This window comes from Pseudoduganella sp. SL102, from assembly GCF_027856995.1.
Taxonomy (GTDB): domain Bacteria; phylum Pseudomonadota; class Gammaproteobacteria; order Burkholderiales; family Burkholderiaceae_D; genus Rugamonas; species Rugamonas albidiflava.
In genome coordinates, this window is sequence record NZ_CP115554.1 from 6,825,237 (window position 1) to 6,838,946 (window position 13,710).

The following is a 13,710-nucleotide window of genomic DNA, read 5'->3' on the forward strand; positions in this document are numbered from 1 at the left end:
AGCCATGTTTGAAAAAATCCTCATTGCCAATCGTGGTGAAATCGCGCTGCGTATCCAGCGCGCCTGCCGCGAGATGGGCATCAAGACGGTCGTCGTGCACTCCGAAGCCGACAAGGACGCGAAATACGTCAAACTGGCCGATGAATCCGTCTGCATCGGCCCGGCTTCGTCGAGCCTGTCCTACCTGAACATGCCCGCCATCATCAGCGCGGCCGAAGTCACCGACGCCGAGGCGATCCACCCCGGCTATGGCTTCCTGTCCGAAAACGCCGATTTCGCCGAACGTGTCGAAAAATCCGGCTTCGTGTTCATCGGCCCCCGTTCCGACTCGATCCGCCTGATGGGCGACAAGGTCTCGGCCAAGCAGGCGATGATCAAGGCGGGCGTGCCCTGCGTGCCCGGTTCCGACGGCGCGTTGCCGGAAGATCCGAAGGCGATCGTGCAGATTGCCCGCAAGGTCGGCTATCCGGTCATCATCAAGGCGGCTGGCGGCGGCGGTGGCCGCGGCATGCGCGTGGTGCATACCGAAGCGGCGCTGCTCAATGCGGTGACGATGACGAAGAGCGAAGCCGGTGCCGCCTTCGGCAATCCGGAAGTCTATATGGAGAAATACCTGGAGAATCCGCGCCACGTGGAAATCCAGATCCTCGCCGACGAACACAAGAACGCCGTATGGCTGGGCGAGCGCGACTGCTCCATGCAGCGCCGCCACCAGAAGGTGATCGAGGAAGCGCCGGCCCCCGGCATTCCACGCAAGCTGATCGAGAAGATCGGCGACCGCTGCGCCGAAGCCTGCCGCAAGATCGGCTACCGCGGCGCGGGCACCTTTGAATTCCTGTATGAAAACGGCGAGTTCTACTTCATCGAGATGAACACCCGCGTGCAGGTGGAACACCCGGTGACGGAGATGATCACCGGCATCGATATCGTGCAGGAACAGATCCGCATCGCCTGCGGCGAGCGCCTGCGCTTCCGCCAGCGCGACGTGATGCTGTCCGGCCACGCGATCGAGTGCCGCATCAACGCCGAGGACCCGTTCAAGTTCACGCCGTCGCCGGGCCGCATCACGTCGTGGCATGCCCCGGGCGGCCCTGGCGTGCGTGTCGACTCCCATTCGTATGCGGGTTACTATGTACCGCCGCACTACGATTCGATGATCGGCAAGGTGATCACCTATGGCGCCACGCGCGAGCAGGCGATCCGCCGCATGCAGATCGCGCTGTCGGAAATGGTGGTCGAGGGCATCCTCACCAACATCCCGCTGCACCGCGAGCTGATGGTCGATGCCCGCTTCATCGAAGGCGGCACCAACATCCATTACCTGGAACAGAAACTGGCGGAAATGCCGAAGGCGGGTGCATGAGCTGGAACGAAATCGTCATCGAAGTCGCCCGCGAGCATGCCGAGGCGCTGTCGGACGCGCTGATGGAAGCGGGCGCGCTGTCCGTTTCCGTCGAGGATGCGGACGAAGGCACCGAAGCGGAACAGCCGCTGTTCGGCGAACCGGGCATGGAGCCGAAGGAAGCGGCGTGGGAACACAGCCGCGTGGTGGCCCTGGCCGACGTCGATGCCGATCACTCGTTCATCGTGGCCGCAGCGGCCCGCGCCGTGGGCCTGAAGGCCCTGCCGGCCTACACCACGCGCAGCGTGGCCGACGAAGACTGGGTGCGCCTGACGCAATCGCAGTTCGAGCCGATCCACATCGGCAAGAACATCTGGGTCGTGCCGAGCTGGCACGAGGCGCCGGACCCTGCCGCGCTGATCCTGGAACTCGATCCGGGCCTGGCATTCGGCACCGGCAGCCACCCGACCACGCGCTTGTGCATGGAATGGCTGGAAGCCCATCCGGCGCCCGGCAAGACGGTGCTCGATTACGGCTGCGGTTCCGGCATCCTGGCAATGGTGGCTCGCAAGCTGGGCGCCGAAAAGGTCGCCGGCGTCGATATCGACCCGCAGGCGATCGACTCGGCGCGCGACAACGCCGCCCGCAACCAGGTACAGGACATCGAATACTTCGTGCCGGAAGACTTCGCGCAATCGGCTTATGCCAGCGCGCAGTTCGACATCGTCGTCGCGAACATCCTGTCGTCGCCGCTGAAACTGATGGCGCCGATGCTGTCGGGCCGCGTGGCCGGCGGCGGCGCGCTGGTGCTGTCCGGCGTGCTGGCACGCCAGGCCGAGGAAGTGGCCGCCGCGTACGCGCCGTTCATCCAGCTGTCCGTCTGGGCCGAGCACGAGGGCTGGGTCGCCCTGTACGGCCGCAAGGGTGCCGAAACCGCCCCTCCTTCTCGCCAAGGGTAACGCTGCACGCATGGCGCTCGCCACCAAATGCCCCCACTGCCATACCGTGTTCAGGGTCGCCCTGGACCAGTTGAAGCTGCGTGGGGGCATCGTGCGTTGTGGGGCCTGTAACGAGATCTTCGACGGCAATGCGGCGCTCGTGGAGCCCGCGGCGCCCTTCGCCATGACGCCCGTTGCGCCCATGGCGGCTACTCCCTCATCCGCGCCTGCCGCGCCGAAGCTGGACCTGGAGCTGGACCTCGATGACGTGGCGGTCCACGTACGGGAAGCCGAGCCGGAACCGGCGGCGGAACCGGCGCATGGACCTGAACCCGAGTTGGAGCCAGAACCTGAGCCTGAGCCTGAGCCTGAGCCGGAACCTGAGCCGGCGCCCGAGCCCGCATCAGCCGACAGCCACCGCCGCGAACCCGCGTTCGACATGCCGTCCGAGCACATCGTGGCGGTCGCGCTGGATGACCTGCACCATTTCGACGACGAACCCGGCGACGACCCCGAACCGGTCGTCCCGTCCCCTGCATCGAGGAACAGCGCCAGCGATGCAGCCAACGAGGCCGCCGAACGCGCGTCCGACGATGCTTCCGCTGCCGACCTGCTGGCGGCCGCGCCGGAAAGTGCGCTGCTGGCCGCCGGCGCCGGTGGTGCCACTGCCCTTCCCGATGACGCCGACGGGCACGAAGAAGAACCGGAATTCGTCCGCCAGGCGGCGCGCCGCGAGCGCTCGCGCCACCTGGCACGGCTGGCGATGATGGCGGGCATCCCGCTGCTGGCGTTCGTGCTGCTGGGCCAGGGCGTCTACTCCTTGCGCAATCGGCTGGCCGCCGACTATCCGGCCATGAAACCGGCGCTGCAGGCGCTGTGCGGCCCGCTGGGCTGCACGGTCGAGCTGCCGCGCCAGATCGATGCGCTGGCGATCGAACAGGGCGAGCTGCAGACGCTGGCACCCGACACGTACAGCTTCGTCACCGTGCTGCGCAACCAGTCGCGCTCCGTGCAGGCCTGGCCGCACATCGAACTGGTATTGAACGACACGGCCGACAAGCCCGTGCTGCGCCGCGTGTTCGCGCCGCGCGACTACCTGGGCAAGGCTGCGCTGGCCCAGGGCTTCCGCCCGCGCAGCGAGCAGTCCGTCAAGCTGTACTTCGAGCTGGACCGGCTGCGCGCCTCCGGCTACCACATCGCCATTTTCTACCCCTGAAGACTCCCATGAACCAGACTTCCCTGATCTGTGGCTCGCTCGCCATCGACATCATCATGCAATACGAAGGCCGCTTCGGCGACACGCTGCTGGCCGACCAGCTGCACAAGGTGAACGTATCGTTCCTGGTGCCGACCATGCGCACCGAGTTCGGCGGCTGCTCCGGCAACATCGCCTACAACCTGAAACTGCTCGGCGGCGATCCCCGCATCGTCGGCGTGATGGGCCAGGATTGCGCCGCCTACCTGGAGCGCCTGCAAAAGCTCGGCATCAGCACGCAGAACATCCTGATCAAGAAGGATGCGTACAACGCCCAGTGCTTCGTCACGGCCGACTCGGACAATAACCAGATCAACGCCTTCCACCCGGGCGCCATGTCGTTCGCGCACGAGAACGACATCGAAGCGGCCGGCCCGGCGCGCATCGCCATCATCTCGCCGGACGGCCACCTGGGCATGCTCAAGCACGCCGAGGTCCTGGCGCGCCTGGGCATCCCGTTCGTCTTCGACCCGGGCCAGCAACTGCCGATGTTCACGCCCGAGCAGCTGCACAAGTTCATCGACCAGGCCACCTACGTGACCTGCAACGACTACGAGATCGAGCTGCTGATGGACCGTACCGGCCTGGCGCTGGACGACATCGCCGCCCGCGTGGAAGCGCTGATCGTTACGCGCGGGGAGAAGGGTTCGGAGATCTACACGGCGGGCCAGCGCATCGACATCCCGGCCGTGGAAGCGGCCGTGCTGGACCCCACCGGCTGCGGCGACGCCTACCGCGCCGGCCTGCTGTACGGCCTGTCGCACGACCTGGGCTGGGAAACCACCGGCCGGCTGGCCAGCCTGCTGGGCGCGATCAAGATCGCCCACAAGGGCGCGCAGAACCACTGGTTCACGCGGGAAGAGATCGCGGACCGGTTCGAGCAGGCGTTCGGGTACCGGTTCTAGAGGTTGCTAATGGCGGTGGCGTACAGTTGTCTGTCCCTGATGTCGCCTGGTTAAGCGTTACCCGACACATTGAAAGTGCATGCATTCACCCCAACAGCGAAGGGCTGGGGTCAGGGAGGAATGCTGGCATGCATGCCAGCATCGTTCCGCAGGCGCGAAGCAGGCTTCGCGAAACCCCTGCTACACCCCGCCGGGTATCTGACCCCTGAATTTGCACTTGGGGTGGGCTTATCTAAGCGGCATAAGGATCAGTCCCTCGATCTGCGATGTCGGCTCCGCTCCCTGCCAACAACTGGCTGGGACAGACCCCTTAAACGCGACCGCCATCAGCGACATCGAGCTTCCACCCCACCCCAAAACAAAAAAGGCGCCGCGGCGCCTTTTTCATTGGCTCATCAACACCTCACCGGAACAGCATGTCCAGCACGAGCTGGGCGATCTGCAGCAGCACCAGCGCGACCAGCAGCGACAGGTCGAGGTTGCCCACCAGCGGCACCACGCGCCGCACGGGCTTGAGGATCGGCTCGTTCAGGGCGCGCACGAACGGCGCCAGCGGCGCGTGCGGGTTGACCCAGCTGAAGATCGCCTCGACGACCAGCAGGATCATGAAGCCATACAGGATCCACTGCAGGAAGCGGTGCAGCGCCATCAGCATGATGAGGTCGAACGGGTAGCCGGCGAACCAGCGCACCGACGTGGCCAGCACCACGATCAGGAAGGCGCCGAGCAGGCTGGCCCAGTCGTAGCCGCCCACGCCGGGCACGAGGCGGCGCATGGGGCGCACCAGCCAGTCCGACAGCTGGAACGTAAATTGCGCCACCGACGAAGGCGGACGCACGCGTGTCGCCTGCATCCAGAACCGCAGCAGCAGCACCCCGCCGAGCAGGACGGCAACGGTATCGACGATCAGCATCACAATACTAAGCACGAGCATTCTCCATAAAAAAACCGCCGTGCGATTGTCTCACACAGCGGTATTCTCGCCCATCAGGCCGCTAATCGGATCCGCTCAGTGGATACGCATCACTGGATGCGCTCACTGGACACAATTTGCGGATACGACGAGCGGCCGCGATCGGCGACCGGGACGGGCGGCCGGCATGGCCGGCACGCCCGTCGCCGATCAGGAAGGACGGGTGCTGGTCGGGAACGGCCATGCGGCCGCCGGTGCCAGCGTCGTCTTCGCCGATGGTACGGAAGCGGCGGCCGGAACAGCGGCCGGTGCTGCCGCCGGCGTGTCCTTCTTCGCTGCCGAATCCTTCTTCGCTGCGGCCTTCTTCGGCGCAGCGGCTTTCTTCGCTACTGGTTGTTCCGCGGGCTTGTCGGCCGTAGTCGCTGCCGGGGCGGTAGCCGGCGCGGCCTCAGGCTTTTTTGCTGCGGTCTTCTTCGCGGCTGGCTTGGCGGCTGGCTTGGCGGCTGCCTTCGTTGCGGCCGGCTTGGCTGCCGGAGCTGCCGACTTGGCTGCCGCCTTGGCGGCGGGCTTCGCTGCTGCGCCCTTGGCTGCAGGCTTGGCGGCTGCACCCTTGGCTGCTGGCTTGGCGGCAGCGGTCTTGGTGGCGGCGGCCTTTTTCGCTGCAGGCTTGGCTGCCGGCTTGGCGGCGGCGGTCTTGGTTGCGGCCTTCTTCGCTGCAGGCTTGGCGGCCGGCTTGGCGGCGGCGGTCTTGCCAGCGGCTTTCTTGGCTGCAGGCTTGGCGGCCGGCTTGGCGGCGGTCTTGCCAGCGGCTTTCTTGGCTGCAGGCTTGGCTGCCGGCTTGGCGGCGGCCTTCTTGGCTGCAGGCTTGGCTGCCGGCTTGGCAGCGGCCTTCGTCGCGGTCTTCTTGGCTGCAGGCTTGGCTGCCGGCTTCGCAGCGGCCTTCGTCGCGGCTTTCTTGGCTGCCGGCTTCGCGGCGGTGGCCTTGGTTGCCGACTTCTTCGCTGCCGGCTTGGCGGCGGCCGTCGTCGATTTCTTCGCTGCCGTCGACTTGGTTGCCGTCGTCGACTTCTTCGCTGCCGTCGACTTCGCTGCCGTCGACTTGGTTGCCGTCGACTTCGCTGCCGTGGACTTGGCCGCGGTCGACTTGGTTGCGGTGGTGGACTTCTTCGCTGCGGCCGGCTTTGCCGCTGCCGTGGTCTTCTTCGCCGCCGCCGGCTTCGCAGCCGCCGTGGTCTTCTTCGCTGCAGCAGGCTTTGCCGCGGCGGTCGTCTTCTTCGCCGCAGCAGGCTTGGCAGCCGCGGTGGTTTTCTTCGCAGCGGCAGCCGGCTTGGCGGCTGCAGCTTTCTTGGCAGGAGCGGCAGCGGCCTTGGTGGCGGCTGGCTTCTTCGTATCGGTCTTCTTGGTGGCGGTAGCCATTTTATTTCTCCTTCATCCGGGATGAAAATACGCACATAGTTGAAACCCGTCCGGCATACCCGTCGGCATGGCGGGCGAATTATTCATCGGCACAAGCATTTCGATGTTTGCGCTAATGAATTCGGCACCCGGCTGAACTGCTGCAGCTCCTCACGACTGCAGCACTTCAGCCATTCGACCAGCGTCACCGTCCGGTACGTTGTCGTTCGTACCCTGCCTCGTGCCTCATGCACGGGGCGCGGCGCCGGTCTCAAAATTCTTGTTCTTCGTGTCTCCGGTATCGGGCGCATACCCAGCTCCGACCCTTTGCATCCGCTCACATCGTGCCTGGCTCTCAAAGAAAAAACCGCCCGGCCTGACGATGTTCAGGCGAGGCGGCCTACCAGTTAACCATGTGGTTGTCGTGCATATCTGTGCGAACTTTTGTCCTGTTGTTCTTTGCCGCGGTGCTTGATTGCGCTCTTGGCTTTTTCGGGAATCGCAGCTTCGAGACACACTCGAAAAACACTGCTTGCAAATACCCTTGTTTTCAAGCTCGTAAAGTACACGAAAACCTTTGTGATGTGCAACCGGCACGCATGCTTTTCGCAGTGTTTTTTTACTGGGCTGCGCGAGGTAGCGCACATAGCCGAGCGCACCTCGCGCGCCGCGCGTCATCGCGCAGCCTCGCTGCGTGGCCAGCGAAAGAACATACCGCTTCGCATAGCGCCTTTACCTAAAGGCGCTATGCGAAGCGACACGACGCCGCCACATGCATGAGCCGGCATGCGCGCGACGCGCGATGGCTGCTTCGCCGACGCGCCACATGGATGACGCCGCACGAAAAAAAAGTGCGCGCCCATGCACACGCAATGGTGTGCGCTCCCCCGAAAGAGCCATCCCGCGGCGTCCGCGCGCGACGCGACGCAGCCCCTCCGCATATCGAAAGACGCGCCAGGCATATCGACGCTGCACGCCACTTCGCCTTCCACGCACTGCTGCCGCGCTAAGAAATCACCGCGCTGATCGAAGGCCTCGTTGCCGCGATGGTCGCGATCACGGCCGGCCCGGCGGCACGCAAGCACCTGCTGGACACGGCGGCGCGGCGCACCCCGGCACCGTTCGGCGGCCTCGCACCGGAAGGCTTCACGCTGTCCGATCCGGCGGCATCGCGCAGCGAAGGCGCCGCATTTGCGGGCCCGCCAGGCCATACCCTTCTTCATATGGATGAGCGCTAAAAATTGATTGGCCAGTGGCAGCCGTTACGGTTATGTTGGGCTCCCCACATCGACCGCCTCCACGGATTGCCGACATGCCGACTCTGTTCTCCCTGCGCCTCGCCGCCACCTTCGCCCTGTCCTCTACCCTGATCGTCGCACCCGCGATGGCCCAGCTTCAAGCGCGGCCCGCGACCGGGCTGTCGACCGCGACCTGGACGCCGGACAACGGCAACGGCACCTTCACGAACCCGCTGTTCTACGACGAGTTCTCCGACCCGGACATGATCCGCGTCGGCGAGTACTTCTACCTGACCGGCACCACCATGCATGCGATGCCGGGCCTGCCGGTGCTGCGTTCGAAGGACCTGGTGAACTGGGAGTTCATGAGCTACGCAACGCCGAAGCTCGACTTCGGCCCCGCCTACCGGCTCGAAGATGGCAAGGGGATCTATGGCCGGGGCATCTGGGCGCCCAGTTTCCGCTTCCACGACGGCACCTTCTACATCTTCAGCAACGTGAACGGCCGCGGCACGCAGATCTACACGGCCACCGACCCGAAGGGCCCGTGGACGCACCGCGAGATGAAGCGCAGCCTGCACGACCTGTCGGTGCTGTTCGACGACGACGGCAAGGTCTACGTGGTGTGGGATCACCAGGAAATGAAGATGGCCCAGCTCACCGCCGACCTCACCGACCTGGTGCCGGGCACCGAGAAAGTCCTCTTCAGGAAGGACCAGGGCATGGGTGAAGGCGCCCACCTCCTGAAGATCGACGGCAAGTACTACATCCTCAGCGCGAACTACGCCGGCGGCTTCCGCATGCCGGCCGCGCGCGCCGACCACCCGTTCGGACCGTGGGAGGTGAACCATTCGATCAGCACCAACGAAGGCTTCGGCCTGGCCCAGGGTAACCGGCTGAAGAAGAACGAGGCACCGTTCGAGGCGGTACCGGGCGACCCGAAGCGCCACGACGCCACCGCGATCCACCAGGGCGGCATCATCCTGACGCCGGCCGGCGAATGGTGGGGCTACTCGATGATGGACTACAACTCGGTGGGGCGCCTGCTGTCGCTGTCGCCGGTGACGTGGCAGGATGGCTGGCCCTACTTCGGCCTGCCGGGCAACCTGGGCCGCAATCCGCGCACCTGGGTGAAGCCGAAGACGGACGCGCCGCAACCCGTCGCGGTGCCGTTCCAGCGCAGCGACGACTTTTCAGGCACCGCGCTGAAGCCGGTCTGGCAGTGGAACCACGTGCCGGTGGATGGCAAGTGGTCGCTGGCCGAGCGGCCGGGTTACCTGCGGCTGCATGCGCTGCCGGCGAAGTCGTTCTGGGAAGCGAAGAACAGCCTGACGCAGCGCGCCATCGGGCCGAAGTCGTCGCCCACCGTCGCGCTGGACGTCGCGGGACTGAAGGAGGGCGACGTGGCCGGCCTGGCCCTGCTGAACCTGCCGTATGCGACGCTGGGGGTGGAGAAGACCGCCGCCGGCCTGTCGATCGCCGTGTTCGACCAGGCGAGGAATGCGACGCAGCGCGTGCCGGTCAAGCTCGATGCCAAAGCCGCGCGTGTCTGGCTGCGCGCCGATGCCGACTTCCTGACGGAGAAGGCGCGCTTTTCGTACTCGGTCGATGGCAGGAAATTCGTGCCGCTCGGCGACGAGTTCACGATGATCTTCCAGCTCGTGACCTTCCAGGGCGTGCGCTACGCCCTCTTCAACTACAACACCGCGGGCACCGAAGGCGGGGTGGCCGACTTCGACAGCATCGATGTTTACCAGCCCTACCCGCACGGCCTGATGCGCGCGATCCCGCTCGGGAAGACGATCCGGCTGACCTCTTTTGGTGCGAAGACGGGGTTGCAAGCCGGCGGCGGCCGCCTGTCGGTCGGCGCACCTTCCGCGTTCGCCGTGCAGGACATGCAGCTGGGCCGGGTGGCGCTGCGGTCCGGCAAGCAGTACCTCACGGTGGGTCCGGATGGCGCGGTGTCGCTGGCCGATGGCGCGCCGGGCGCGGCGCAAAGCTTCCAGTGGATCGAGACGCCGACCGGGGAGCTGGTGCTGATGTCGATCGCGAACAACCGCTTCCTGCGCATCGATCCAGCGTCGCGGTCGATCGCGGCGGATAGCCCGGGGCCGCTGACGGAGAGCGGGGATGGGACGCGGTTTATCTGGGCGCGGTGAGTTGGGTGGTTTGAGCTGAACGACCTGCGCCGAGCGCAGGGAGTCAGATAATCGCGCGTTATAGGGAACGCCAACCTGTCGAGGTTGGCGTTCTTTGATGAAGGACTCTACCCGGCAGGTCCATCGCTAAGGGTTGCGATCTTCCCTGTCCAACCTTCGCAAGGCGCGACGCAGCCGCCAATTCTCCCCGATCAAGCATATCGATGCCACCGTCAGCAGCACGTCGAACGCATCCTGGCTCAAGTAGTGCCAGAAGGCCCACGCTGCGAAGGAGCTTGCCAGCGCAGTGACGATGAGCAGGACACAGTCGCGGTAACCTTCAGGCATCGTCGTTCCTTGTTCTCGATATGGGTGGGGCAGCCGTCACTATCGTTCATCAAGAGTGAACTGCTGCAAAGGCGTCATCGCCTTCCTCCTCCGTCAGCCCCGACGCCTGGAGGAAAATAGTAGGACCCCACGGGGGCACCCGGCACCTTGACGCGGAACTTCAGTCCGTCAAGGAGTTTGTCCCACAGGGCGATTGCTTCTGCATCGCTCAGTGACGACTTCGCCGCTGCGCCAACCAGGTTATCGGCGACCTTCGTGTACATGCGGGCACTGAATTCCGCCGGGTTCGCGACATCCTTTGGCGTGCCAATGGAACACCATTCGAAGTCATGCGTGCCGTCTGCGCGCCTCACTAACGATTCCTCGCCCTGCCAATGCTGGACAGCGCGCCTCCCTTCGCGTAGTACTGTGCGATCGGGATAACGGCTGCCCTGGATCTCCTGAGCGCCCCGGATACGCGCCAGCAGCCCCAGCTCTTCGCGCTTCATCCTGTCGAAATCGTCTTTCTTGAGGTCACTGTACGCGTCCTTGTTGGAACTGATCGAGAACGTGACATCGGGAAGGGTGGGAATGTAGAGCCCTGCGTTCACCATTTCCTGATCGTTGTAGAGATCGCTGGCCATGAAGGCCTTCTCGATGCAATAGCCTTGGGACGTCGGGACCTCGTCATCTTCCCTCAGACTCAAGCTACGGGCTTGGGCCGCTTGTCTTCTCGCCACTAAATCCTGAGTTTCACGATCCCCCAAGGAATCGCCAAGAACAAAGATTAAATCATTCTTCACGATATAAGTGTCAAAGTATAAGGCATTATATTCTTTTGCAACCTCATCTTCGTAATACCGGATTTGCAAGCTACTCTCCACTGGCCCGCTTCCATTGTAGATCACTTCATAACTACTATATTTCCTCTTTAACATCGCGATATCTTCAACTATTTGTGCTCTTGCCTTGAGCAAGTCGCCTTCGATAATTCTGATCCGGGATGGAAAGGATGCTTCGCCCCACAGAAGTTCGGAATCCTCGGGAACTTGCAACGCATATCGACCAAAACATGCCAGCTTAGTTCGGTCGAACGTTTTTTTGAGTATCATATTGCTTTTAGAATTACGAGGCATCGCGCTCTCCTGACCCGACTGATTTGGTGTACATGCCAAAATAAATCCAGCGCAGGCCAACTGCACCAGCATAGATAAAGCATCTGTAGTACTCGCCCATCTATTACTTGGCCCAGTGCGCTTTTTTTGCGATCTGCACGATAGAGTAAAGAAGTGAAACAAGTACCTGCGGCTCGGAAAAACTCGCTTGATGCTCATAATCTCCTCCATCTCTGCCGTGAATATACTGGATCGCTTTTATATGCTGAGCGGAACGTGCTGATGGCACCGTCTCATCGCCGCTCGCGTTGGGTTGCTGTAGTGAAATTTTTATCAACCGTGATCCTGCCTGGACGGTTAATCCGCCTCTACCATTCTCCGATACTAATATCCACTTATCTGGAGGGGGTAGATTCTTGAGGGTGCCTCCATAGACGTCGGGTTCGGATATCTTCAGGATCACTTCGCCGTAGCAGCTTTTACTGGACGAGTCGCAGTAGCTTGCAAAACTGGCATTTGGATGAAAAGTGCTGCTGATCGCCTGCGTGAAACGGTAGGCCTTCACTAGCCGCATCATTACGTTTCGAATCCCGCCTCCATTAGTTTCCTTTACGTTGCCCAAGTTGACCCAATCGGGATTGATAAGCCGCCACCATATTGGTGCAGATTGCAAATAGATGCCTTGAAGCGAACTGTCATCAACACGTGGCCAGCTCGACACGAGCCGGTTAGCGTAGTCATGTAATCTCAACCATTCCTTTCCGTACATCTCGCTTGGCAAAAGCTCAAGCGGTCCAGGGGCGTTCGCCAGGATCGCCGTAGCATCCGCCCCGTGCAGCCCGAATAGCCGAGCCTGAACATCGGCGAATGGCGAGTTTCCCTCCCTGAAGCCGAAGCGCATACGTTTATAAGTGGCGGCAGCACCCGTCACAGGCATCGCGCTATGGTACATACCGAGCACTTTGACGGTTTGATCCGCAAGCAGATTCCCGTAGTCCGGGTGAATGAGCGCACGTGCCAGCAAGCCACCCATACTGTGCGTGACAACGATGACCTCATCGCACTTGAATCCGCGAGCGACGTATCCCTTGACCAGACCTCTGATTCGCTCTGCTATGACTCTGGCGCATTCGCCATTACTCTTCAAGAAGTTATAGCCCATGGCATGAACCGGATACCAGCACGGTGCGATCATTTTCAGGTCGGCTTCGGTAATCGCAGCGCCGGACTTTCCGCCGAAGGCGGTTGGCGGTTGTAACAGCAGATGGCTGAGACCACGGTTCGCCGCAGCCAGCAAAGGCTTGCCATCTTCCGAGGTCGAATGTTTGCGCCAGCGAAACTGGATTTCGCCGTCGCGGACGATATTGTTGAGGAACGCTTCCGTCGTTTTCAGCATCTCGGAATATGGCCCGGTGAAAAATAGTTCACTCCACCCGCGCCAGCGCGCTACCTGTGCAGCCGATTGCTGCTTCTTTGGTACCTGCCCCGGCTTGGTTGTACCGGCAGCCTTCCAGGGCTGGCCAAGCAGCGGTGGAATCGGCGCCAGGGTGTCAGGTACGTTTTGGTGGCGAGCATCCGATGCCAGGGTTTCTTTTCCCTCGGGGTCGAATCGGTCTTTGCTCTCTGTATAGTGGTAATACTCGACCTCGGTTTCGTTCGGGTCGAAATTCAGCTGGCGCTCTGCGGGAGAAGCGTTTCTAAGCCAGCCGCCATAGCCGGTTTCGGTAAGAATTTGCGACGCCCCCGACTTGGTGATCAGGTCATCCGGCCGCCAGCTACGATTATCGTCACGTTTCAGTTTTGCCTGCCTCGCCTTGCTCAATCGCAAATTACTGCCCATCACTCCAGGCAGAAAAATGACTGGTATGACCTTGCCTGGCGGGACACATACGTCATGGCGCACCTTGTCGCAGATTTCCGTCATGTGCACGTTGTATTCGGCCCATCCGCCCACCCCTTGCGTAAAATGACCTCGGTGGTTGCCTCGCTCATTCAAGTCGTCGTCCATGCTCATAGCAGCGCTCCTCAATTTTCCCCAAAAGCAACATCGGCCAAGGAAATATAGTCATTCGTGAGGAGTCGAGCATTGCGTCGACGCAATTTCAGGTCAGGCTCTACGCTGACACAGGGGCATACATTGCCGC

At 62.7% G+C, this 13,710-nt stretch carries 10 protein-coding genes; 6 read left to right on the forward strand and 4 right to left on the reverse strand.

What is annotated here, in order from left to right; translation table 11 throughout:
* Nucleotides 1-4: 4 nt before the first annotated feature.
* Genes accC through OU994_RS28935 form a run of 4 tightly spaced genes read left to right on the forward strand, consistent with a single transcriptional unit; the run spans nucleotide 5 to nucleotide 4,440 of the window.
* Entirely contained in the window at nucleotides 5-1,363 is a 1,359-nt protein-coding gene (accC, locus tag OU994_RS28920) for an acetyl-CoA carboxylase biotin carboxylase subunit (protein WP_131143931.1), read from the forward strand.
* On the forward strand, nucleotides 1,360-2,301 hold the full coding sequence (gene prmA, locus OU994_RS28925; protein WP_281608703.1) for a 50S ribosomal protein L11 methyltransferase: 942 nt from the start codon (nucleotides 1,360-1,362) through the stop codon (nucleotides 2,299-2,301). Before accC ends, prmA begins: the two co-directional genes overlap by 4 nt.
* Before the next feature lie 10 nt (nucleotides 2,302-2,311).
* The gene (locus OU994_RS28930; protein ID WP_281608704.1) at nucleotides 2,312-3,496 is read left to right on the forward strand and encodes a DUF3426 domain-containing protein; all 1,185 of its coding nucleotides are present in this window, start codon (nucleotides 2,312-2,314) and stop codon (nucleotides 3,494-3,496) included.
* Nucleotides 3,497-3,504: 8 nt separating this feature from the next.
* The gene (locus tag OU994_RS28935; RefSeq protein WP_281608705.1) at nucleotides 3,505-4,440 is read left to right on the forward strand and encodes a carbohydrate kinase family protein; all 936 of its coding nucleotides are present in this window, start codon (nucleotides 3,505-3,507) and stop codon (nucleotides 4,438-4,440) included.
* A gap of 403 nt (nucleotides 4,441-4,843) precedes the next feature.
* Here the strand turns inward: OU994_RS28935 and OU994_RS28940 are convergent, their stop codons facing one another.
* Complete coding sequence (locus OU994_RS28940; protein ID WP_371861748.1) at nucleotides 4,844-5,353, reverse strand: YggT family protein; 510 nt, start codon at nucleotides 5,351-5,353, stop codon at nucleotides 4,844-4,846.
* Nucleotides 5,354-5,563: 210 nt separating this feature from the next.
* Nucleotides 5,564-6,769: a transcriptional regulator gene (locus OU994_RS28945; protein WP_307731762.1), complete on the reverse strand. Its 1,206-nt coding sequence runs from the start codon at nucleotides 6,767-6,769 to the stop codon at nucleotides 5,564-5,566.
* Nucleotides 6,770-7,794: 1,025 nt separating this feature from the next.
* Between OU994_RS28945 and OU994_RS28950 the strand changes: the two genes are divergently transcribed.
* The gene (locus OU994_RS28950; RefSeq protein WP_281608706.1) at nucleotides 7,795-7,986 is read left to right on the forward strand and encodes a hypothetical protein; all 192 of its coding nucleotides are present in this window, start codon (nucleotides 7,795-7,797) and stop codon (nucleotides 7,984-7,986) included.
* Nucleotides 7,987-8,060: 74 nt separating this feature from the next.
* On the forward strand, nucleotides 8,061-10,145 hold the full coding sequence (locus OU994_RS28955; RefSeq protein WP_281608707.1) for a glycoside hydrolase 43 family protein: 2,085 nt from the start codon (nucleotides 8,061-8,063) through the stop codon (nucleotides 10,143-10,145).
* Nucleotides 10,146-10,546: 401 nt separating this feature from the next.
* Here the strand turns inward: OU994_RS28955 and OU994_RS28960 are convergent, their stop codons facing one another.
* Both OU994_RS28960 and OU994_RS28965 read right to left on the reverse strand, forming a co-directional pair.
* On the reverse strand, nucleotides 10,547-11,587 hold the full coding sequence (locus tag OU994_RS28960) for a T6SS immunity protein Tli4 family protein (RefSeq protein ID WP_281608708.1): 1,041 nt from the start codon (nucleotides 11,585-11,587) through the stop codon (nucleotides 10,547-10,549).
* A gap of 103 nt (nucleotides 11,588-11,690) precedes the next feature.
* Complete coding sequence (locus tag OU994_RS28965; RefSeq protein ID WP_281608709.1) at nucleotides 11,691-13,580, reverse strand: triacylglycerol lipase; 1,890 nt, start codon at nucleotides 13,578-13,580, stop codon at nucleotides 11,691-11,693.
* Between the last annotated feature and the right edge of the window lie 130 nt (nucleotides 13,581-13,710).